This window comes from Nocardia sp. CA-119907 (genome assembly GCF_050955995.1).
GTDB lineage: Bacteria > Actinomycetota > Actinomycetes > Mycobacteriales > Mycobacteriaceae > Nocardia.
In genome coordinates this window covers 986,289-1,009,599 of sequence record NZ_CP192091.1, presented here as the reverse complement: position 1 = coordinate 1,009,599, position 23,311 = coordinate 986,289, and the positions used below count along the sequence as shown (strand labels likewise).

The following is a 23,311-nucleotide window of genomic DNA, read 5'->3' as shown; positions in this document are numbered from 1 at the left end:
GAAACGGTATCTTCGTCGGCAACCGAAACGGATATTCCACTCGGGTGGCGCGACGAGAAGAGCACGATGAGGATCTCCACTATTACCGCGACAGCACTGCTGGCTCTGGCGACCACCACGATCGGAGCCAGTGTCGTGCACGCGGAACCCACACCGCCCGTGGCGAATTCGGCCGCCGACGCACCACTCGACCTGCAGGGCGTATTCCAGCAGATCGGCTACCACGTCACCGCGGCCGAGAACCGCCATGCCGTGGTGACCACCATTTCGGAGGGCCGGTGGGATCTAGTCCGGGAGAACAAGGTCATCTCGCTGACCGATCACAACGGACAGGTCGTCGCCGCGCTGCCGACCGCGCTGAATATCGGCGGACACCGGATCAATCTGGCCCCGGTCATCGACGAGGCGGGTACCCGGCTGTCGCTGACGCCCATCAGCGGGTCGGATGAGCCGGTGCGCGATGTCAGCACCCAGGAGCGCTTCTTCGGTCAGATCGAGAAGTCGATGCCGCAGGTCCTGACCGGTGCCGCCATCGGTGCGGCCATCGGTTTCGTACTCGGCTTCCCGCTCGGCCTGTTCGTCGTCGACTTCGTCACCGTTCCGATCACCACGGTGGTGGGTGGCGTCATCGGCGCATTCGCCGGTCTGTCGGTCGGCGGTGGTGAGCCGGCGGTCCAAGCCGCGATGGACTACTTCAACGTCAATCCCTGAGCACCGTAATCGACTGCGGAGCTGGGTGATTCACCCGTCGTGGGCGGGCAGCAGGCGCTGCGTGCCGATGACCCGCAACAGATCCAGCTTCTCCGCCGCATCGGTACCCGGACGGGGCAGGTAGACCAGTAGTCGCTGTGCCTCGTTCGGAGTGAGCAGGGTTTCGCAGATCGTATCGATCAGACCGACCTCGGGATGCAGGATCCGCTTGGTGTCGGAGATTCGCACCGCCACTTCGTGCTCGTTCCAGAGCCGCTCGAATTCCGCACTCGCGGCACGCAATCGGCTCACGAATTCGGTGACATCGGCATCGCCGGAACGACGGGCGGCGGTCGCGCGCAGGTCCGCGACATGCTTGCGGCCCAGCCGATCCCAGTCCTCCGCCGGGAAAATGGCCCGCGACGACGGGTCGGTGAACCACCGCCAGGCGTAGAACCGATCCCAGCCACGGCGATTCGCGTGATCACCGACGAGCAGCGTGTGCATCCGGTTCTGCACCAAGACCTCACCGAGGTCGGTGATAACGGTGGCCGCGGTGTCGTCCAGCTTCGCCAGCACATGCATGATCCCGGGACCGACGTGCTTATCCGCGAACTCGCGCCCGGGCGGGGTGTGGTCGCACAGGTGGTAGAGGTGGTCGCGTTCGTCATTGCTGAAGCGCAGTGCCCGCGCCAGCGCGGCGAGCACCTGCGTGGACGGCCGCGGGCCACGGGACTGCTCCAAGCGGGTGTAGTAGTCGGTCGACATGCCCGCGAGCAGGGCGACCTCGTCCCGGCGCAGCCCGGGGGTGCGGCGGCGGACGCCCGGCGGCAGCCCGACATCGGCAGGCGTCAACTGTTCCCGGCGCCTGCGCAGGAAATCGGCCAGTTCGGAACGGTCCATATCACCACTGTCCCGCAATGCCCGCCGCCGAGCCAGGGATCGCCGATCCCCCGATAAGCGATCTCTGCCGCACCCCTTTTCCAGGGCTCAAGCTTGATCCATGACGACACCGAAGATCACCACCGATACCGAACTCGGCAAAACCGGCCCGGCCGTCAGCCGCATCGGACTCGGCGCCATGGGCATGTCCGGCATGTACGGCGCCGCCGACGACACCGAATCGATCGCGGCCATCCACGCGGCCCTGGACTCCGGCGCAAATCTCATCGATACCGGCGACTTCTACGGCGCGGGCCATAACGAGATGCTGATCGGCAGGGCCATCGCCGAACGTCCTCGCGAGGATGTCGTACTCAGTGTGAAGTTCGGCGCGCTGCGCGGACCGGGCGGCAGCTGGGGCGGCACCGATAACCGACCCGTCGCACTGCGCAATTTCCTCATCTACAGCCTGCAGCGCCTCGGCGTCGACTACATCGACATCTACCGGCCCGCGCGATTGGATCCGAACGTTCCGATCGAGGAGACCATCGGCGCCATGGCCGAACTGGTCGAGGCGGGCTACATCCGGCACATCGGGCTGTCCGAGGTCGGTGTGGATACCATCCGCCGAGCCGCGGCTGTACATCCGATCGTGGATCTGCAGATCGAATATTCGCTGATCTCACGCGGTATCGAGGCCGAAATACTGCCCGCGGTAAGGGAACTCGGCATCGGAATCACCGCGTATGGCGTGCTGTCACGCGGCCTGCTGAGCGATTCGGTCCGCCAGGGCGCGAGCTTCGCCCCCACCGATTTCCGTGCGCACAGCCCACGCTTCCAGGGAGAGAATCTCGACCAGAACCTCAAATTGGTTGATGCGCTCGCGAATATCGCCGCGACGAAGGATGTTTCGATCGCGCAGCTGGCCATTGCCTGGGTGCTGACCCGGGGCGCGGATATCGTACCGATCCTCGGCGCGCGAACCCGCGAACGCTGGTCGGAATCCCTTGGCGCACTGGATATCCAGCTCAGCGCCGAGGAACTGGCCAGCATCGAGGCCGCGGTGCCCGCGGATCAGATCGCGGGTGAGCGCTACGCGGCCGCGCAAATGGCGTTGCTGGACAGCGAGCGCTGATCCGGCCGGGAGAGCGGCTCGGCCGCCCTCCCGACTACCGTCCGATATCCGCGGTCACTTCCTCCTGGGACGGATGACCGCGGTGAAAGCCGATGCGGCGACCGACTTTCCGGTGTTGTCGGTAATATCCACCGGCACCGCCAATTCGACATCGACCCGCGCCGCGATATCGGCGCGCACCCGCTCGAGCGTTTCGGCGGACAGCTCGGAGGTCGCGCGGAACGGGCCCGCCGCGCCCTTGGCCCGGGCCAGATATTCGATCCGGCCGTCGCGGGCCACGATGAACGTCTCACCCATGAGATCGACGATGCCCGAGACCGACGCACCCATCGCCGCGGTCTCGGCCAGGCCGAACAGCACCGCGGCGTGCAGATCACCGTTGTGGTTGAGGTGTTCGGGCTTGGGCGCGATCGTCACGACATTGCGGCCCGCGCCGAACTCGGCCCCCTCGATCCCGGCGTACTGGATAAACCCGAGCTTCTGAAAACCGGCCATCACCAGCTCGCCCATGGCTGCGCTGTCCATCGCATCTCCCACTAAACTGAAACGTGTTCTATTTTCATACCTCGGCGGTGCGCGGTTGTCCACAAAATCGTGCTCGGGCGGAGTGCCACGGTCAGTACGAGGACGTACTCGTCAGCGTCACGACGAGATAGCCGACCGCGAGAACCGCACAGACCACATTGGCAACAGTGGCGGCGATCGCCCAGGCCTTCGCCTTCTTGGACGCATCGAACGCACCCGCGAAATCCCCGCCGTGCCATTTCGAATGCACCTGCGCACCGAAGAGAATCGATACAATGCCGAGCACGGAGCCCACCATGCAGGTGAGGGTCCCCAGGATGGTGGCCCCGATCGCCCAGCCCAGATGGGCAGGCGGCTGCGCCGGATACCCGTACCCCGGCTGCGGACCATATCCGGGCTGGTTGGCGGGGTAGCCGTAACCGCCCGGCTGTTGCCCATCAGTCATGGCAGTCATCCCGTCTCGAAGTCGGCGGCTGAACCCGGCAATCCCGGCCGAGGCCGCTACCAGCCTACGAACCGAACCCGCCCCGCACACCACAGCCCCGCACCAGATGGACTAGCGGTGATACGACCTGGGGAGCCGGTAGCCGCGTTCAGCGAGGATGGCACGCGTTAGATCCGGACGGTTGGTGATCAGACCGTCCACGCCGCGATCGATCAGCGCGGTCATGGTGACGCGATCGTCCACCGTCCACGGCACCACGGTCATGCCGCGCTCGTGTGCGGCACGAACCAGTTCGGCGGTGGTGAACGCCGCGTAGCCGGGATCCTCGACCGTGCCGTCCTGCGGGCTACCGTGCACCGGCGACAGGACATTCGCGCCGAACGACGCCGCTGCCGCCACATATTTCTCCGGCAGTGTGCCCGAGAAGTCATCGATATCGATGCCGCCCAACCAAGGCGACGCGCCCGGCCGACCCGCCTGCAGAAATTGCTGCCCATTGGTCAGCGCGACGATCGGCAATTCCGGCGCCACCTCTCGCATCCGCATCAGCGCGCCCCAGTCGAAACTCTGGATGGTCACCCGGTTCTCGAGCTGCGACCGATGCACCTGCGCCGCGACCACCTGGACGAACTGCTCCCGCGGCGCGGTCTGCTCCGGAGCACCCGCCTCCACCTTCGTTTCGATATTCAGCATGACGTCATCGGCGCGATACGCCCGCACCAGATCGAATACCTCCGATAGCAACGGCATTCGCTCCCCCGGCACAATCCGCTGATCCGGAAATGCGGCCAATTGCTTGGAGCCACAATCGATTGTCCGCACCTGGGCCAATGTCAGATCCCGAATGAACTGCGTACCGGGCACATACGGAAACCGAGGATCACCGGGAAACGCGGGCGCGGTATCGACACATTTGTCCGGACTCGGATCCCGATCATGGGTGACCACCGCGAACCCATCCGCCGTGATCTGCACATCCAATTCCAAGGTGCTGACGCCGAGCTCCAACGCATTCGCAAAAGCGGCCAGGGTGTTCTCCACCACCAGTGCGGCACCACCGCGATGCGCCTGCAGATCGAAACTTCGCCCCGGTCCGTCCGCCGACGCCGCACCGGCGGCGGCCACCAACACCCCGGCCACGCCAGCCACGAACCACTGTCGCATACACCTCATCGTGACAAACCCACCCCACCACCACGCAACCGTCGAATGAACAACCAACGCGTAACCGCGCCAACGTCACCGATCAGTTCAGCCAGCCGGTGACGTCGGGCACCACGTGAGTTCGGTGAGATTGATACGGAAACGCACATCGGCCCCCGTTCCGAATGGAACGGGGGCCGAATGCTGTTACGGCACTGCCGGACTACCGGTAGTCGCTGAAACCGTAATCGTCGAGCGGGACCGCGGCGCCGGTGGTGGCGCCGAAGCTGTCCGGGCTGTAGTAGGTGTCGTCGTAGGACGGCACCGCGTACGCCGCGGCACGAGCCTCTTCGGTCGGCTGGACCTGGATGTTGCGGTAGCGGTTGATACCGGTACCGGCCGGGATCAGCTTGCCGATGATCACGTTTTCCTTGAGGCCGATGAGCTTGTCCGAGCGGCAGTTGATGGCCGCGTCGGTCAGAACTCGGGTGGTCTCCTGGAAGGATGCCGCCGAGAGCCACGAATCGGTCGCCAGCGACGCCTTCGTGATACCCATCAGCACCGGGCGACCCGCCGCGGGCTCGCCGCCCTCGGCGACGACGCGACGGTTGGAGGCCTCGAACTCGGCGCGCTCGGTGAGCGAGCCGGGCAGGAACTCCGTGGCACCGGAATCGATGATCGTCACGCGACGCAGCATCTGGCGCACGATGACCTCGATGTGCTTGTCGTGGATCGACACACCCTGCGAGCGGTAGACCTCCTGGACCTCGTGGACCAGGTGGATCTGCACCTGACGGGGGCCCATCACGCGCAGCACCTCATGCGGATCCGCCGCGCCTTCCAGCAGCTGCTGGCCGACCTCGACGTGGTCACCATCGGAGAGCAGACGCTCGGTGCCGTCGTCGTGCTTGAACACGCGCAGGCGCTGACGCTTCGAGAGCTTGTCGTAGACAACCTCTTCGCCACCGTCATCCGGGATGATGGTGATCTTGTAGAAGCGATCGTCGTCCTCGAGCCGCACCCGACCCGAGACCTCCGCGATCGGCGCCTTGCCCTTGGGCACACGAGCCTCGAAGAGCTCCTGCACACGGGGCAGACCGCCGGTGATGTCGTCACCCGCGACACCACCCTGGTGGAAGGTACGCATGGTCAGCTGGGTACCGGGCTCACCGATGGACTGCGCGGCGACGATACCGACGGCCTCACCGATATCCACCAGCTTGCCGGTCGCCATCGAGCGGCCGTAGCAGGTGGCGCAGACGCCGGTGCCGGTGGTGCAGGTCAGCACGGAGCGGACCTTCACATCGGTGATACCGGCGTCGAGCAGTGCCTCGATGGCCGGGTCGCCGAGGTCGGCGCCCTTCTCCACGATGACATTGCCGTTCGCGTCGATCGCGTCGGCCGCGAGCGTCCGCGCGTATGCGGAGGTCTCCACGTGCGCGTCCCGGATCAGCGAGCCGTCGAGCTGCTTCTCCGCGATCGGCACCAGGATGCCGCGCTCGGTGCCACAGTCGTGCTCGCGCACGATGACGTCCTGCGACACGTCCACCAGACGACGGGTCAGGTAACCCGAGTCGGCGGTGCGCAGCGCGGTGTCGGCCAGACCCTTACGGGCACCGTGGGTGTTGATGAAGTACTCCAGAACCGTCAGGCCCTCACGGAAGGAGGACTTGATCGGCCGCGGGATGAACTCACCCTTCGGGTTGGTAACCAGGCCCTTCATACCGGCGAGGGTACGAGTCTGGGTGAAGTTACCGGTCGCGCCCGAGTCGACGATCGTGATGATCGGATTGTCGGCCGGGTAGTGCGAACGCAGCGCCTTACCGACCTCTTCGGTCGCCTCCTGCCAGATCTTGACCAGGGCGTTGTTGCGCTCCTGATGATCGAGAGCACCACGCTGGTACTTCTTCTCGATCTGATCGGACTGCGCCTCGTAGCGCTCCATGATCTCGGTCTTCTCCGGCGGAACGAGCACGTCCGACATCGAGACCGTCACACCGGAACGGGTGGCCCAGTAGAAGCCGGCGTCCTTCAGCTTGTCGACGGTCTGCGCGACCACGATCATCGGGTAGCGCTCGGCCAGATCGTTGATGATCGTCGCCTGACGCTTCTTCGGCATCTGCTCGTTGATGAACGCGTAGTCCGCCGGGAGCAGCTCGTTGAACAGCACGCGACCGAGGGTGGTCTCGGCAATCCACGCGTCGCCGCGGCTCCAACCATCCGGGAACAGCTCCGCCTCGACAGCCTTCGGCGGGCGCTGGTCGGTGAGCCGTACCTTGATCAGCGAACGCACGGTGAGCTCACCGCGGTCCACCGCCATCTGCGCCTCGGCGGGCGAGGAGTACACGCCCTGCTCCGGTGCGTCCTTGGTGGCCGTCTGGTACTCGCCCTTCGCGCCCTGTTCCAGGCGGGTCAGGTAGTACAGACCGGTCACCATATCCAGACGCGGCATGGCCAGCGGACGACCCGAGGCGGGCGACAGGATGTTGTTCGAGGACAGCATCAGGATGCGGGCCTCGGCCTGCGCCTCCGCGGACAGCGGCAGGTGCACGGCCATCTGGTCACCGTCGAAGTCGGCGTTGAACGCCTCACAGACCAGCGGGTGCAGCTGGATGGCCTTACCTTCCACCAGCTGCGGCTCGAAGGCCTGGATGCCGAGGCGGTGCAGGGTGGGCGCACGGTTCAGCAGCACCGGGTGCTCGGCGATGACCTCTTCGAGGACATCCCACACCTGGGGCCGCTGCCGCTCGACCATCCGCTTGGCGGACTTGATGTTCTGCGCGTGGTTCAGGTCGACCAGACGCTTCATCACGAACGGCTTGAACAGCTCCAGCGCCATCAGCTTGGGCAGACCGCACTGGTGCAGCTTCAGCTGCGGACCGACCACGATGACCGAACGGCCCGAGTAGTCGACGCGCTTACCGAGCAGGTTCTGACGGAAACGCCCCTGCTTGCCCTTGAGCAGGTCGCTCAGGGACTTCAGCGGGCGGTTACCCGGACCGGTGACCGGACGGCCGCGGCGGCCGTTGTCGAACAGCGCGTCCACCGACTCCTGCAGCATCCGCTTCTCGTTGTTGACGATGATCTCGGGCGCACCCAGATCGATCAGTCGCTTGAGGCGGTTGTTGCGGTTGATCACGCGGCGGTACAGGTCGTTCAGGTCGGAGGTGGCGAAGCGGCCACCGTCGAGCTGAACCATCGGGCGCAGCTCCGGCGGGATCACCGGAACGGCGTCGAGCACCATGCCCATGGGCGAGTTGCCATTGGCCTGGAAGGCCGCGACAACCTTGAGCCGCTTGAGCGCGCGCAGCTTCTTCTGGCCCTTGCCGGAGCGAATGGTCTCGCGCAGCGACTCGGCCTCGGCGTCGATGTCGAAGTTCTCCATCAGCTTCTGGATGGACTCCGCACCCATGGCGCCGGTGAAGTACTCGCCGTAGCGATCGATCAGCTCGCGGTAGAGCACCTCATCGACGATGAGCTGCTTGACCGACAGCTTGGTGAAGGTGGTCCAGATCTCCTCGAGCCGGTCCAGTTCGCGCTGGGCCCGGTCACGGAGCTGACGCATCTCACGCTCGCCGCCGTCCTTGACCTTGCGGCGCACATCGGACTTGGCACCCTCGGCCTCGAGCTCGGCCAGATCGGCCTCGAGCTTCTGGGCGCGAGCCTCCAGGTCGGCGTCGCGCTGATCGGCGACGGCCTTCTTCTCGACCTCCATCTCGGCCTCGAGCGTGGAGAGCTCGTTGTGACGCAGCTCCTCGTCGACACCGACGATGACGTAGGCGGCGAAGTAGATGATCTTTTCCAGATCCTTCGGCGCCAGGTCGAGCAGGTACCCGAGGCGCGAAGGCACGCCCTTGAAGTACCAGATGTGGGTAACCGGAGCGGCCAGCTCGATGTGGCCCATCCGCTCACGGCGCACCTTGGCGCGAGTCACCTCGACGCCACAGCGCTCACAGATGATGCCCTTGAAGCGGACACGCTTGTACTTGCCGCAGTAGCACTCCCAGTCCCGGGTGGGACCGAAGATCTTCTCGCAGAACAAGCCGTCCTTCTCCGGCTTGAGCGTGCGGTAGTTGATGGTCTCCGGCTTCTTCACCTCGCCGTAGGACCACTGGCGGATGTCTTCGGCGGTGGCCAGACCGATCCGGAGTTCATCGAAGAAGTTGACGTCTAGCACGTAACTTCCTTTCCCCTATTCGGGTCGAATTCGAGCAAAAGTTCACTAGTTGGTGGAACGCGGAGCCGAATGCGGTTCGCTGTGAACAGCATTCGGCCTACCGCCTAGTTCGCCAGATCGTCGACGGTGGCGGCTTCGTTCCTGGACAGGTTGATGCCCAGGTTCGCGGCCGCGCGCTCCAGATCCTCGTCGTCACCATCGCGCATCTCGATCGCCGCGCCGTCCGAAGACAGCACCTCGACATTGAGGCACAGTGACTGGAGTTCCTTGAGGAGCACCTTGAACGATTCCGGGATGCCCGGCTCCGGAATGTTCTCGCCCTTGACGATCGCCTCGTAGACCTTCACACGGCCGACCACGTCGTCGGATTTGATGGTGAGCAGTTCCTGCAGCGTGTAGGCCGCGCCGTAGGCCTGCATGGCCCAGCACTCCATTTCACCGAAGCGCTGACCACCGAACTGCGCCTTACCACCGAGCGGTTGCTGGGTGATCATCGAGTACGGACCGGTCGAACGGGCGTGGATCTTGTCGTCGACCAGGTGGTGCAGCTTCAGGATGTACATGTAGCCCACCGCGACCGGGTACGGGAACGGCTCCCCGGAACGGCCGTCGAACAGCGTCGACTTGCCGTTGTCGTCGACCATGCGCTCACCATCGCGGTTCGGCAGGGTCGAGGACAGCAGACCGGTCAGTTCCTCTTCGCGGGCACCGTCGAACACCGGGGTGGCGATGTTGGAATCGGCCGGAGCCGCCAACATCTCCTCTGGCAGCGCCCTCGCCCAATCCGGACGGGCGCCGTCCGCACCGACGCCGACATCCCAGCCCGCCTTGCCGATCCACCCGAGGTGGGTCTCCAAGATCTGGCCGATGTTCATACGGCGCGGCACACCGTGGGTGTTCAGGATGATGTCCACCGGGGTGCCATCCGGCATGAACGGCATGTCCTCGGTCGGGAGGATCTTGCCGATAACACCCTTGTTGCCGTGGCGACCGGCGAGCTTATCGCCGTCCTGGATCTTGCGCTTCTGCGCCACGTACACGCGCACCAGCTCGTTGACACCGGGAGGCAGATCATCGTCGTCCTCGCGCGAGAACACGCGGATGCCGATGACCTTGCCGGACTCACCGTGCGGCACCTTCAGCGAGGTGTCGCGCACCTCGCGCGCCTTCTCACCGAAGATCGCGCGCAGCAGCCGCTCCTCCGGAGTCAGCTCGGTCTCACCCTTCGGGGTGACCTTGCCGACCAGGATGTCGCCGTCGCGCACCTCGGCGCCGATGCGCACGATGCCGCGCTCGTCCAGGTCCGCCAGGACCTCGTCGGAGACGTTCGGGATATCCCGGGTGATCTCTTCGGCGCCGAGCTTGGTGTCGCGGGCATCGATCTCGTGCTCCTCGATGTGGATCGAGGTCAGCACATCCTCTTCCACGAGGCGCTGCGACAGGATGATCGCGTCCTCGTAGTTGTGGCCTTCCCACGGCATGATCGCCACGAGCAGGTTCTTGCCGAGCGCCATCTCACCGTTCTCGGTGCACGGACCGTCGGCCAGCACCTGACCGGTCTCGACCCGCTGCCCCTCGTCGACGATCGGCCGCTGGTTCGCGCAGGTGCCCTGGTTCGAGCGCGCGAACTTGCGCATCCGGTAGCTCTTGCGGGTGCCGTCGTCGGCCATCACGGTGACGTAATCGGCCGAGACCTCTTCCACCACGCCGGACTTCTCGTTCACCACGACGTCACCGGCGTCGACCGCCGCGCGCAGCTCCATACCGGTACCCACGATCGGGGACTCGGAACGGATCAGCGGAACGGCCTGCCGCTGCATATTCGCACCCATGAGGGCACGGTTGGCGTCGTCGTGCTCGAGGAACGGAATCATGGCGGTCGCGACCGACACCATCTGGCGCGGCGAGACGTCCATGTAGTCGACCTCGGAGGCAGGGACGAGTTCGTTCTCGTCATTGCCCCGGCGGCAGAGCACGCGCTCCTCGATGAAGCGGCCATCTGCGTCGACCGGCGAATTGGCCTGCGCACGGACGTGGCGGTCCTCTTCGTCGGCGGTGAGGTACTTGACCTCATCGGTGACCACGCCGTCGACCACCTTGCGGTACGGCGTCTCGATGAAACCGAACGGGTTGACCCGCGCGTACACCGACAGCGAACCGATCAGGCCGATGTTCGGGCCTTCCGGGGTCTCGATCGGGCACATGCGGCCGTAGTGCGAGGTGTGCACGTCACGGACTTCCAGACCGGCGCGCTCACGGGACAGACCACCCGGACCCAGCGCCGAGAGACGACGCTTGTGGGTCAGACCCGAGAGCGGGTTGTTCTGGTCCATGAACTGCGACAGCTGCGAGGTTCCGAAGAACTCCTTGATCGCGGCCACGACGGGACGGATGTTGATCAGGGTCTGCGGCGTGATCGCCTCGACGTCCTGGGTGGTCATCCGCTCGCGGACCACACGCTCCATACGCGACAGACCGACCCGGATCTGGTTCTGGATCAGCTCGCCGACGGTGCGCAGGCGACGGTTGCCGAAGTGGTCGATATCGTCGACCTCGACCGGCACCTCTTCGCCGCCGGGCGCGGTCATCGCCCGATCACCGGCGTGCAGACGCACCAGGTACTCGATCGTGGCGACGATGTCTTCCTTGGTGAGCACCGATGCGGTGATCGGCTCGCCGAGGTGGATGCCCAGCTTCTTGTTGATCTTGTAGCGACCCACGCGCGCGAGGTCGTAGCGCTTCTCCTTGAAGAACAGGTTCTCCAGCAGGGTCTGCGCGGACTCCTTGGTCGGCGGCTCGCCCGGACGCAGCTTGCGGTAGATGTCCAGCAGCGCCTCATCCTGACCGGCGGTGTTGTCCTTCTCCAGGGTCGACATCATGATCTCGGAGAAGCCGAAGCGCTCGACGATCTCCTCGGTGGTCCAACCCAGCGCCTTCAGCAGCACGGTGACCGGCTGGCGCCGCTTGCGGTCGATGCGCACACCGACGGTGTCGCGCTTGTCGACATCGAACTCCAGCCAAGCACCGCGCGACGGAATGACGCGCACGCTGTGCAGATCCTTCTCGGTGCCCTTGTCCACGCTGTGGTCGAAGTACACACCCGGCGAACGCACCAGCTGCGACACCACGACGCGCTCGGTGCCGTTGATGATGAACGTGCCCTTATCGGTCATCATCGGGAAATCACCCATGAAGACCGTCTGGCTCTTGATCTCACCGGTGTTGTTGTTGATGAACTCAGCGGTCACGAACAACGGCGCCGCGTAGGTCATGTCCTTGTCTTTGCACTCGTCGATGGAGGCCTTGACCTCCTCGAAACGAGGATCCGAGAAAGAAAGGGACATGGAGCCGGAGAAGTCCTCGATCGGCGAGAGCTCCTCGAGTACCTCCTCCAGACCGCCCGTTAGTCCGCCGTCGCCGCGAGCCGCGGCTTTCTCACGCCACGAAGGCGAGCCGATCAACCATGCAAATGAGTCGGTCTGTAGATCGAGAAGTCCGGGCACCTCCAAGGGTTCACGGATCTTCGCGAAAGACACCCGCAACGGGGCTCCGGGGATTCCGGCAACTGCCTTGGTCTGGGTGGAGACTGCCAAGATGCGTCCTTCCAGCACCTCACGCGCGTCGCGTGGTGGTCCGCGACCGTCGCTTGTCTGCTACGAATTCCGCTGGTCACAACCCGAACGAAACCCGAACAGGCAACAACGGAAGTAACACCGGAAGGGTGGAACTTACGTGTGCAAATCGAGGTATGGACAGGAGGCAGCCAGCGCAACGTCCAACCGTACACCCATACGCAAGGTGGTGTCAAAGTACCACCCGAACCAGCCGCCGCGTGGCGGCACGCCGTGACCGTTATGACCGTGTGTCCTGCCCGAATCGCTGGCTGCGTCGGGTAGCCACGGGGCTCATGAAGCCACTGTGACAGCTGCCGCTGTTGTGAATAGCGTGACGTGTCCGGCGAAACTCGTCAAGTGGCAGAGCCCGCAGGCGATTACTGGTCGACGATGGCCGAGGCCAGCCACTTTCCGTCGACCTTCTGCATCTTCAGCACGATCGGGCCGGACGCGCTCTGCTGCGCGACGCCGTTCTTGTTCGCGCTGACCACGAAGTTGACCAGCAGCTCGGCCCGATCCTTGGTGAGCAAGGTCACCCCGATCGGATCGGCGAGTGCGTCGGCGCTGGTCTGCGCCTGTTTCAGGGCGGCGAGATTGGTATCGGCGTACTTGTCGAAATCGGTCAGCATCGGGCCGGTGACGACCGCGTGCACCGCATCCTTGTAACCGTCGAGTTTGTTCACGTCATAGGCGTAAATGGTCTTCAGCGCATGGGAGGCGGCCGCGGTCACCTCCTCGGTGGCCTTGGTGTCCACGTAGCCCTGGTTCGAATCGTCGATACCCGGACGGAAGGCCGCGACCGTGGCGAATGCACCGAGCAGCACGGTGGCGATGAGCATGGCCGCGACCAGCCCCCACCCCCGCCCCAGGCGCAGCCGCTGTGACCACGGCCGCGACGGTGCGGGCTGCGGAGCGGGACGTGCCGGCTCGGTCGTGCCCGCCACTTTGGTCCTGCGCTTCGCGGTGGACTCATCGGTCGCGCGCGTGCCACGGCGGGCGGCGGCGGATCCGGTGCTGGCCGCGGTGCGGCCGACGGTGGGACGGTTGCGGGGAGTGATCCGATTGACTGGTCGACGAGATGCCATGACGGGTTCTCCTACGATCCGGGCTTGGGCGGGGTGGCGCCCGCGGACGGCGTCGCACCGGTCTGCCCGGCAGTCGGCTGATTCACGGGGATGGGCTGACTCAGCGGATTCGCCTTCTCGGCCTTCCAGACGTCCCCCTGTTCGACCAGGTCCAGCGCCCAGGTCTGCCGGTAGGCATACGGCGCCACATTCGGCGCGGTCCTGGTGGTCTGCAACACGATCAGCGCGGAGGCGTGATCGCGCTCGGAGTTCAGCGCGGTCAGCGAGGAGCCGACGACCTTCGATTCCAGCCTGGTCTTGGCCTCCGTGGCCTGGGAGCGGAACTGCTCCTGGGTCTTGGTGGCGTCATCGAGCAGCGATCCGGTCATCGAGGACTGGATCAGCTTGATCGAACCGTCGACATCATTGGGATCCAGCGACATCAGGTTGATCGCGGCCTGCCTGGCATCGGCGAGGGCGGTATCGCGCGCATCGGCGCGCGGGCCGTCGGTGAAGAACGCCGCACGCACCCACCCGGTGCCGAACCACGCCGCGGCGATCAGCGCGACGACCAGCGCGCCGACCGCGGCCATGGTGACCGCGAGTCGACCGGCGGGAGCGTCGGCGGACGCCTCCGCCGGGTGTACGGGATCCGATGCCGTCGCGTCATGCGCCGCGGCATCAGCTTCCGTGGAATCGGTGCCGGCTACCACCGGCGTTTCCTTGGACATGTCGATGCTCACAGCGAGACACCCTAACTTCGGTTACTGCGGCGGGGCCGCATAGGTCCTGTTCACCGCTTGGGCGTGACCCCCAACAGGGTGGCCATCTGGACGGCGATCGGGTTCAGGTTCAGCTTCTCCGGATCGGTTTTCGGGGTGGAATCCCAGGGCTGGGTGATGCTCGGATCGGCCAGATCGGCGCGCATCCCACCGCGCACCGCCGTTGGATTACCAAACGGCACAGTGCATTTCGCGTCCTTATTGAACGGGAATTCGTCGCGGGTGTCGTCGAAGTCCGGATTCTCCCGCTTCATCTGCTCGAGGATGCGCTGGGTGCCCTCGTAGCCTTGGGTGCAGGCGGGCGGGTTGTTCACCTCGAGCACCAGGCCGAAGTGGCTGGTGCCGTCGCCGGGTGCGGTGGAGGAGGCACCGATGGACAGCTGCGGAATCATCTGCAGCAGCGGACGCAGCGCGTAGAACTTGGGCGAGATGCCCAGCATCAGCTGACGCAGGTTGGCCAGATCCTCGGTGAGGGCGCCACCGCTCTCGTTCAGCAGTGCGCCGATCTGCTCGCCCGCGTCGGTGCCGGTGCCGATCAGCCGCCGGATATCCGGATCGCTGGAGCGCAGCTGCGCGGTGAGCTCGTCGAGACCCTGGCTGAACTGGCGGATGTAGCTCGACTGGTCCGCCTGGGTGCCCAGGGCGATCCGGCCGTCGCGGATCAGCTGGATCGTCTGCGGCAGGGTGTCCTTGAACGTGGCGGTGAACTTGTTCAGCGAATCGACGAAGACCTTCAGATCGTCGCCCTTGCCGTCGAAGGCCCTGCCGAGTTCGGTGACGGTTTTGTTCAGCGCGGTGAGATCGACCGAACGCGTGAAGGTGTCCACGCTCTGCACCAGTTGCTCCACCGAGATCGGTGTCGCCGCCGAGCTGATCACCGAACCGTCGCGCAGGTACGGGCCGTGGTCGGCATCGGGCTGCAGGTCGACGTACTGCTCACCGATGGCCGACCGGTTGGCGATGACGGCGCGGGCCGATTCCGGAACCTTCGGTGCGCTCGAATCCAGGACGAGTTTGATCGCGACACCGGTGTCGGTGAGTTCGAGATCGCCGACCCGGCCGACCGGAACGCCGCGATAGGTCACCTCGGCGCCCTTGTAGATGCCGCCGGTCTGCTTGGCCTCGACCCGCACATGGTACTCGCCGATGCCGAGCATGTGATCTAGCCGAACGTATTTGGCGCCGACGAAAACCACGCCGAGCACCGCGATCACGGCAAACGCGATCAGCTGATAGCGCACCAGGCGGGTCATCGCTGACCACCTCCGATTTGGTCGAGAATCGCCCCGAGCGGACCGGTCGGCAGCTGCGGCAGGCCAGCCGGGAAGCGCGGCATATTGGGCGGCAGCGGCAGCAGCGAAACCGTCGGCCAACCCGGGCGCGGGCCATTGCCGCCGTAGTACGGGTTGGTCGGATTCACCGGTACCTCCGGGCCGTACGGCGGCGGGATGTACACCGGATCGCCCTTGCCGACGCCGAGATTGCTCAGCGTGACACCGATCTGCTGGTCCACCGAGAGCCAGGTGTTCACCTGGCCACCGAAGGTGCCCTCCAGCGTGGAGTCCGGGAAGGGATAGGTCGGCACCAGGGGCAGCGCGGTGACCAGATCCGGTGCGGCCCTGCCGAGTTCCTGCAGGGTCGGACGCAGCGAGGTCAGATCCTTGATCAGATCGTCCTTGGAGTGGTTCAGCACGTCGAAGCCGGCCTGACCCACCCGATCCAGCTGTTGCAGCAGCGCGATGAGTTGCGGCCGCTGCTCGTTCAGGATCTTGATGCCCTGCGGCAGCTCATTGATGATCTTGCTGATCTGATCGGTCTGGGTGCTCACCCGGTTGCTCAGCGTGGCGAGTCCGTCGATAGCCCTGGTGATGTCGTCGACCTGATCGTTCAGCCCCGCGATCAACTTATTGGCCTGATCGAGCAGCGAGCGCACCCGCTCCTCGCGACCGCCCAGGGTCTTGTTCAGCTCGGTGACGATGGGCTGCAACTGCGCGACGCCGCCGCCGTTGAGCAGCAATGACAGCGCACCGAGCACCTGCTCGATCTCGGTCGCGTGCCTGGTGCGGTCGGCCGGGATGACCGAACCGTTGCTCAGCTTCTTGGTATCGGGCTGATCGGTGGGCTTGGACAGCTCGATGAACTTCTCACCGAGCAGATTCGACTGCCGCACCTCGGCCCGCGCATTGGCGGGCAGATCGACCGAGGAGTTCACCACGGTGCGCACACTGGCGGTCCACCCGTCCGGTGCGAGCGCGATCTCCTCGACCCGGCCCACCGGGACACCCTCGATCTTGACCGCGGACTGCGGCACCAGATCGAGCACATCGTCGAAGCGGATATCGATGGTCATCGGATGGTCACCGACATCGGCGCCGCCGGGCAGCGGCACCGCGTAGATGCCCTCGGAAGAACACGAGGCCACCAGGACCGCGCTCATGCCGACCACCAGCGCGGCGCCGAGAGTGCGTGCCGCGGAACGGACTCGCTTGTTCATCGCTGGCCACCTCCCTGCGAGGGCGGAAGTTGATCGGACGGGGTGCCGGGAACGGTGCCGGGCACCGGGGCGCGCTGCTCGTTCTCGCCGCTGAGAATGCCGAACGGCAGGATCAGCGTCGGCGTCTTCACGCCCGCGGTGATCTGATCGGTGATCTCCTTGCAGTGCTCCAGGATCGGGCGCATCTGCTTGCCGAGCGCCTCGAATTTGGGATCGCCCGGCATCAGCTTGCCCAGGTCGAGCATCTTGCACACCACACCGAACGGGTCCTGCAGATCGGTGAAGTTGGCCCGCATATCGAGGGTGCCGGATTCCGCGTTGTGGATATTGATCAAGTTGCTCAGCGCCAGCGGCAGCACAGGCAGCGCCGCGGCCAGATCGTCGCGCTGCTTGGCCAGCGTCGCGGTGAGCGTGGTCAGGCCCTGGGCGTTCTGCTGGACCAGATCCCGGTTCTCATCGATGAACCGGGCGACATCACCCAGTGCGATCGACAGCAGATTCAGCGCCGCGCCGAGATCCTGGCGTTCCCCGGCGAGGAACGTCGACAGATCCGCGAGCTGGGCATTGAATTGCCGCACCTGCTGGTCGTTCTGGGCCAGCATAGTGACGAAGGTCTGCAGATTCTTGACCGTGTCGAAGATATCGCCGCGGGCATCACTGAGGTACCGCGTCGCCCGGGAGAGCTGGGTGATGCTGTTGGCCAGCGCCTCGCCGTTGCCCGACAGATTCGCCGCCGAGGTGCGCACCAGCTGGTTCACCGCGCCCTCGGCATTGGCGCCATTGGGGCCCAATGCGTCGGAGAGTTCGGTAATGCTCTTGTACAGCTGGTCGACCTCGACCGGGGTGACCGTGCGTTCGCGCGGAATGGTCGCGGTGCGCGCCATTTTCGGACCGCCGCTGTAGGCCGGGGTCAGCTGGATGTAGCGATCGGAGACGATCGATGGCGTGATCTGCGCGGCCTTGGCTTCGGCGGGGATGTCGTAGCCGCGGTCGACGCTCATCACCACCTTGACCTGATCACCTTGCGGCTCAACCGAATCCACATGTCCGACCGGCACGCCCAGGATCCGCACATCCGAACCCTGGTAGATGCCGACGGAGCGGTCGAAGTATGCGGTGATCTTGGTCGTGGTCATCCGGTCGAAGAGCCACCAGAGCGCCCCGGCCACGACCAATGCCGCGATCAGACCCATCGCGATGGCCACCTTGGTGCCACGACCCGAGGACCGCAGCGTGGTCAGCGGTTCCTTACGAGGCCAGTTCACCCCCATGTCAGTTACCTCCCAGGGTGCGCACCGGCGGCCGGTCGCCCGGAATCTCCGGCAGGCCCGGCGGCACCAGGTTCACGATCACCGCGTCGAACCAGCGGCCGGTGCCGAGCACGTTGGCGTAGAGGCCGTAGAACGGGGCCGCGAGTTCCAACGTCTTGGAAATGTTCTGCTGGTTGTCGTTCAGCAGGTCGATCGCCGACTTCAGGTTGGTCAGCGCCGTCCCCATCTGCTTCTCGTTATCGGCGACCAGTGCACTCAGCTCGGCGGACACCGTCCTGGCGCCGCTGAGCAGCTGCGCGATCGACTGCTGCCGAATATTCAGCTCCGCCAACAGCTGTCCGCCATTGGCGAGCAGGCGCTCGAACTGCTGATTGCGGTCCGCGAGCACCCCGGTGGTCTGCCTGGCCGCCGCGAACAGCTTCTTCAGCTCTTCATCGCGCTTGGCCAGCGTCTCCGAGAGCCGGGCCACACCGTCGATGGAGTTGCGGATCTCCGGCGGGGTCGTTTCGAACGCCTCGGAGAGCACTCGCATGCTGGTGGCCAGCTGCGCGGTGTCGATCTTGTCGATGTTGTTGGCCGCATCGCTGAACGCGTCCACCACGTCGTACGGAGATACCGTGCGCGACAGCGGGATCGCCTTGCTCGGACTCGCGGGCTCGGAGCCCTTCGGGTCCAGCGCCAGGTACTTCTGCCCGAGCACGGTCTTGATCTGGATGGAGGCGGTCGTCTCGTTGCCGATCCAGGCGTCCTGGGTGCGGAAGTCGACGAGCACCTTGTTGCCGTCGAGCCGAACATCCGATACCGCACCGACTTTCACACCCGCGATGCGCACCTCATTGCCCTTCTTGAGGCCAGCGGCCTCGGAGAACTCCGCGGTGTATTTGGTGCCGGCGCCGATGATCGGCAGCCGGTCCAGGAAGAACGCGGAGACCGTCACGAGCAGCACCATGGCAAGGCCGAGCACACCCATGAACGCGGGGCTGCGCTTGCCGAGCAGGATCCGGTCGTCCATCAGTGACCACCCTTCCCCTGGCAGCGCGGTGCGGCATTGGTGTAGATCGGCTGGTTGACCGTCGGCAGCCCGCCCGGGAGGTTGAGCTGCGGCGCGTCCACCGCGCCCGGCCCGACCACGATGTCGATACCGCACAGGTAGAACTGGAACCACGAGCCGTAACTGCCGACGCGGCCGAGCTTTTCCATCTTGATCGGCAGGTTGGTCAGCGCCGTATTCACATCGTCCTTGCGCTCGTCGATGGTGCCGGTCAGCTGGCTGAGTCCGGCGATCGAGCCCTGCAGCGTCGGGCGGGTCGGCACCAGCAGATCCGCGGTGGCCGAGGCCAGATTGCCGAGCGAGGTGACCGAGCTGCCAATGGTGTCGCGGTCGGCGGCCAGCCCGCTGACCAGCGCCTCGGTATTGACGATCAGCTGATCGAACTGACCCTCGCGCTCATTGACCGCATTGAGCACGGCCGTCAGGTTCTTCACCAGCTGGCCGATGACGGCGTCCTTGTCGGCGATCTTGTTGGTCAGATTCGCGGTGGTCGCCACCAGGTCGTGGATGGTGCCCTGCTCGCCCTGGAAGACCTGAATGATCTCGTAGGACAGCTTGTTCACATCATCGGCGGTGAGCGTCTGGAACAGCGGCCGGAAGCCGTTGAACAGCGTGGTCAGGTTCAGCGCCGGCTTGGTGTGCTCGAGCCCGATGGTCGCGCCCTTGTTGAGCTTGCGGCCCTGCTCCCCCGCACCCTGTTCGAGCGCGATATAGCGCTGGCCGACCAGGTTTCGGTAGCGGATGGTCGCCGTCGTCGAGGCGGGCAGCCAGTTGCGGTCGGTCAGTTCGAAGCCGACCTCGGCCTGGCGCTTGTCCACGATCGAGACGCTGGTGACCTTGCCGACCCGCACACCGGCGATGCGCACCTCGTCGCCGGGATTGAGCGAGGTGACATCGACGAAGCGGGCCTTGAACGGGGTGCCGCGGCCGGTGTAGTTCGCGATCGAGAGCCCGAGGACCGTGGTCGCGAAGAGGGTGACGATGATGAAGATAACGAGCTTGGTCAGCGGCGATCCGAGGCCGCGCATCTTTTCCTTCATCGCACGCTCACCTCGCTGCCGCGGAATGCGGGTGCACCGATCCTGGTGACCCAGCTGGGCACCTGCTCGGGCGAAACACCGTTGGCCGCACCGTAGATCGCGCCGAGGGTCCGCTGTTCGGTCGGCGAACCCGCCGTGGTCGGCACATTCGCGGCCGGGTACGTGCCGAACTGCGGCACCGGCAGCTTGCCGCTGACCTGGTCACCCGGATTGCGACTCGGCACCGCGTAGGAGCCGTCATTGTTCGGTCCGCCGGTGTACTGACCCGGATCGGTGAACACCGGATACTCCGGCACGCACCACGGTCCGCGGGTGTCGAGCCAGCGTGGCTCGTCCTGGTTGGGCAGGTACTTACCGCGGGTATTGGTCAGCTCCACCGACACCCGGGAGCCGGGCCGCGACGTGCCCATACCCATGATCTGGTCGATGCGCGGCTTCATCTTGGCGAAGTTCGCCATCGCGCAGGCGTAGGTCGGCGAGTAGGTGGCCAGCAATTCCAGCGCGGGGCGGGAGTCGGCGGCCAGGTCGATGATGTTGTCGCGGTTGGCGACCAGGAAGTCCGCGGTGCTGGCCGCGGTCGGGTTCAGCGTCGCCAGCAGCGTGTCGATCTGCGGGCGGCGCTGCACGATGGTCGCGTTGGTGGTGCGCAGATTGTCGAATGCGTCGACCAGCTGCGGCAGGGCGTCGGAGTAGGTGGCGGCCACATCGGCGAAGCTCACCAGATCCTGTTTGATATCGGGCATCACACCGTTGAGGTCGCGGAAGATGGTGTCCAGCTTGTCCACCGACTCACCCAGTGCCACACCCTGACCCGATAGCGCCTGCGACAGCGCACCGAGGGTGGAGGCGAGGTCCTGCGGCGGAATCGCCTGCAGCAGCGGCAGCACATCGTCGAGCAGCCTGCTGATCTCGATGGCATTGCCGCTGGTGTCCTGATGCAGGGTGACGCCGGCGGTCAGGTGCTGCTTACTGGGTTCGTCCGGGATGATGAGGTCCACGTACCGCTCGCCGAAGAGCGTCTTGGGCAGCAGCCGCGCCGTGGCGTTGGCCGGAATCTGGGTGGCCTTGCCGGGATCGATCGCCAAGTCGAGGGTCACCTGACCGCCCTCGGATCGGCTGGACCTGACCTCGCCGACGTTGACGCCGCGCACCTTCACATCGGCATTGCGGGTCAGCGCATTTCCCACACTGTCGGTGATCAGGTTGACCCGGACGGTGTCGACGAACGCCTTGTTGTAGATCGCGACCGTCGTCACCAGGAATAGCGCACAGACCACGAAGAACGCGACACCGAGCAGTCGGACGCGCAATTTCTCCGTCGCGCGCCACATCTGCACGCGATCACTCATGACGGCACCTCACTGCTTGCCGTTTCGATGCCGTTCATCCCGCGACCCGCACTGTCGTTGTCGTACCCCAAATGGCGAGGCTGAGGAAGAAGTCCAGAACATTCACCAGCACGATCGCCGCGCGCACCGCACGACCCACCGCGACGCCGACGCCGGCCGGTCCACCGGCGGCATTGAAGCCGTAATAGCAATGCACCATGATGATCACGAATGCGAAGACCAGCACTTTGACGAATGAATATAAGACGTCTTCTGGCGGCAGGAACAAACTGAAATAGTGGTCATAGGAGCCACTGGATTGTCCGTTGAACCAGATGCTGATCATCCGCGATGCCAGGAATGTGCCGAGCAGGCCGACGATGTAGAGCGGAATGACCGCGAGGAAGCCCGCGATCACCCGGGTGGTGACCAGGAACGGCACACCCGGCACCGCCATCACCTCGAGCGCGTCGATCTCCTCGGAGATCCGCATGGCGCCGAGCTGAGCGGTGAAACCACAACCGACCGTTGCCGATAGCGCGAGCGCGGCGACCAGCGGCGCGATCTCACGGGTATTGATATAGGCGGTGAGGAAGCCGGTCAGCACCGAGCTGCCGAGCGAGTCCAACGCCTTGAAGCCCTGCAGGCCGACGACCACGCCGACCGAGCCGGACATGAAGACGATGACGCCGATGGTGCCGCCGATGACGGCCAGCGCGCCACTGCCGAAGGTCACCTCGGCGAGCAGCCGCATGACCTCCTTGCGGTAGTGCACGGCGGTGCGGGGAATCCAGGCGATGGCCTTGGAGTAGAACGACATCTGATCGCCAGCGCGGTCGACGACGTTCACCGGCATGCGCGCGATCTCACGGACCCGGCGGGCGGACTTCGCCAGGACCGGGGGGCGGTACGAGGTGGCCACGGGTCAGGCGCCCTTGGCGGGGACGACTTGCAGATACACCAGGGTGAGGATCAAGTTCACGAAGAACAGCACCATGAAGGTGATAACCACGGATTGGTTCACCGCGTCTCCGACTCCTTTCGGGCCCCCTTTGGGATGCAAGCCCTTGTACGCGGCGATCACGCCTGCGAGCAGACCGAATATCAAGGCCTTGATTTCGCCGATCCACAGGTCAGGCAGCTGGGCCAGTGCGGAGAACGAAGCGAGGTAGGCGCCGGGCGTGCCGCCTTGCAGCCCGACATTGAAGAAATAGCCACCGGCGATGCCGACCACCGACACCAGGCCGTTGAGCAGCAGCGCGACCAGCATCATGCCGAGTACGCGCGGCACAACGAGCTTCTGCACCGGATCGACGCCGAGCACCTCGAGTGCGTCGATCTCCTCACGGATGGTGCGCGAGCCGAGGTCGGCGGCGACCGCCGATCCGGCCGCGCCCGCGATGATCAACGCGGTGACAACGGGGGCGGCCTGCTGGACGGTAGCCAGCACGCTGGTTGCGCCGGTAAAGGATTCGGCGCCTAGTTGTTTGATCAAGGAGCCGGTCTGCAGCGCGACAACCGCACCGAACGGGATGGCGACCAGTGCGCTGGGCAAGATCGAGACACTCGCGATGAACCACGACTGCTCGATGAATTCGCGCAACTGGAAAGGCCGTTTGAACGTCTTGCGCATAACGTCGATGAGCAGCGCAAAGATGTTGCCGGCCTGG

At 65.2% G+C, this 23,311-nt stretch carries 18 protein-coding genes; 2 read left to right on the top strand and 16 right to left on the bottom strand.

Going from position 1 to position 23,311, the window contains the following annotated elements:
* Nucleotides 1-66: 66 nt before the first annotated feature.
* Nucleotides 67-711: a hypothetical protein gene (locus tag ACQP2D_RS04825; protein ID WP_433682511.1), complete on the top strand. Its 645-nt coding sequence runs from the start codon at nt 67-69 to the stop codon at nt 709-711.
* 30 nt (nt 712-741) lie between these two features.
* Here the strand turns inward: ACQP2D_RS04825 and ACQP2D_RS04820 are convergent, their stop codons facing one another.
* Nucleotides 742-1,593, bottom strand: coding sequence for a helix-turn-helix transcriptional regulator (locus tag ACQP2D_RS04820; RefSeq protein ID WP_433682510.1), 852 nt, complete (start codon nt 1,591-1,593; stop codon nt 742-744).
* Nucleotides 1,594-1,693: 100 nt separating this feature from the next.
* On the opposite strand from ACQP2D_RS04820, the gene ACQP2D_RS04815 reads away from it, so the two are divergent.
* Nucleotides 1,694-2,707, top strand: coding sequence for an aldo/keto reductase (locus ACQP2D_RS04815; RefSeq protein ID WP_433682509.1), 1,014 nt, complete (start codon nt 1,694-1,696; stop codon nt 2,705-2,707).
* A 54-nt stretch (nt 2,708-2,761) separates the two neighbouring features.
* Here the strand turns inward: ACQP2D_RS04815 and ACQP2D_RS04810 are convergent, their stop codons facing one another.
* From ACQP2D_RS04810 to ACQP2D_RS04740, 15 genes are all read right to left on the bottom strand, one after another.
* Nucleotides 2,762-3,232 carry a PaaI family thioesterase gene (locus tag ACQP2D_RS04810; protein ID WP_433682508.1) on the bottom strand — a complete coding sequence of 157 codons (471 nt, stop codon included), beginning with the start codon at nt 3,230-3,232 and terminating at the stop codon, nt 2,762-2,764.
* Nucleotides 3,233-3,323: 91 nt separating this feature from the next.
* On the bottom strand, nt 3,324-3,677 hold the full coding sequence (locus tag ACQP2D_RS04805) for a CD225/dispanin family protein (protein WP_433682507.1): 354 nt from the start codon (nt 3,675-3,677) through the stop codon (nt 3,324-3,326).
* A gap of 111 nt (nt 3,678-3,788) precedes the next feature.
* Entirely contained in the window at nt 3,789-4,841 is a 1,053-nt protein-coding gene (locus ACQP2D_RS04800; protein ID WP_433682506.1) for a glycerophosphodiester phosphodiesterase family protein, read from the bottom strand.
* A 202-nt stretch (nt 4,842-5,043) separates the two neighbouring features.
* Nucleotides 5,044-8,997 carry a DNA-directed RNA polymerase subunit beta' gene (locus ACQP2D_RS04795; RefSeq protein ID WP_433682505.1) on the bottom strand — a complete coding sequence of 1,318 codons (3,954 nt, stop codon included), beginning with the start codon at nt 8,995-8,997 and terminating at the stop codon, nt 5,044-5,046.
* 104 nt (nt 8,998-9,101) lie between these two features.
* A complete protein-coding gene (locus ACQP2D_RS04790; protein WP_433682504.1) occupies nt 9,102-12,608 on the bottom strand; it encodes a DNA-directed RNA polymerase subunit beta in 3,507 nt (1,168 codons plus the stop codon).
* 380 nt (nt 12,609-12,988) lie between these two features.
* Nucleotides 12,989-13,696 (bottom strand): hypothetical protein, encoded by a 708-nt coding sequence (locus ACQP2D_RS04785; RefSeq protein ID WP_433682503.1) that lies wholly within the window; start codon nt 13,694-13,696, stop codon nt 12,989-12,991.
* Nucleotides 13,697-13,707: 11 nt separating this feature from the next.
* The gene (locus ACQP2D_RS04780) at nt 13,708-14,418 is read right to left on the bottom strand and encodes a hypothetical protein (RefSeq protein ID WP_433682502.1); all 711 of its coding nucleotides are present in this window, start codon (nt 14,416-14,418) and stop codon (nt 13,708-13,710) included.
* Nucleotides 14,419-14,468: 50 nt separating this feature from the next.
* Nucleotides 14,469-15,710: an MCE family protein gene (locus ACQP2D_RS04775; RefSeq protein ID WP_433682501.1), complete on the bottom strand. Its 1,242-nt coding sequence runs from the start codon at nt 15,708-15,710 to the stop codon at nt 14,469-14,471.
* Nucleotides 15,707-16,951: an MCE family protein gene (locus ACQP2D_RS04770; protein ID WP_433682500.1), complete on the bottom strand. Its 1,245-nt coding sequence runs from the start codon at nt 16,949-16,951 to the stop codon at nt 15,707-15,709. The genes ACQP2D_RS04775 and ACQP2D_RS04770 overlap by 4 nt, the downstream gene beginning before the upstream one ends.
* Complete coding sequence (locus tag ACQP2D_RS04765) at nt 16,948-18,222, bottom strand: MCE family protein (RefSeq protein ID WP_433682499.1); 1,275 nt, start codon at nt 18,220-18,222, stop codon at nt 16,948-16,950. The genes ACQP2D_RS04770 and ACQP2D_RS04765 overlap by 4 nt, the downstream gene beginning before the upstream one ends.
* Before the next feature lies 1 nt (nt 18,223).
* Nucleotides 18,224-19,234, bottom strand: coding sequence for an MCE family protein (locus ACQP2D_RS04760; RefSeq protein WP_433682498.1), 1,011 nt, complete (start codon nt 19,232-19,234; stop codon nt 18,224-18,226).
* Complete coding sequence (locus ACQP2D_RS04755; protein ID WP_433685533.1) at nt 19,234-20,301, bottom strand: MCE family protein; 1,068 nt, start codon at nt 20,299-20,301, stop codon at nt 19,234-19,236. The genes ACQP2D_RS04760 and ACQP2D_RS04755 overlap by 1 nt, the downstream gene beginning before the upstream one ends.
* A gap of 8 nt (nt 20,302-20,309) precedes the next feature.
* Entirely contained in the window at nt 20,310-21,662 is a 1,353-nt protein-coding gene (locus tag ACQP2D_RS04750; RefSeq protein WP_433682497.1) for an MCE family protein, read from the bottom strand.
* A gap of 34 nt (nt 21,663-21,696) precedes the next feature.
* Complete coding sequence (locus ACQP2D_RS04745; RefSeq protein WP_433685532.1) at nt 21,697-22,497, bottom strand: MlaE family ABC transporter permease; 801 nt, start codon at nt 22,495-22,497, stop codon at nt 21,697-21,699.
* A gap of 69 nt (nt 22,498-22,566) precedes the next feature.
* Entirely contained in the window at nt 22,567-23,274 is a 708-nt protein-coding gene (locus ACQP2D_RS04740) for an MlaE family ABC transporter permease (RefSeq protein WP_354961092.1), read from the bottom strand.
* Nucleotides 23,275-23,311 lie beyond the last annotated feature (37 nt).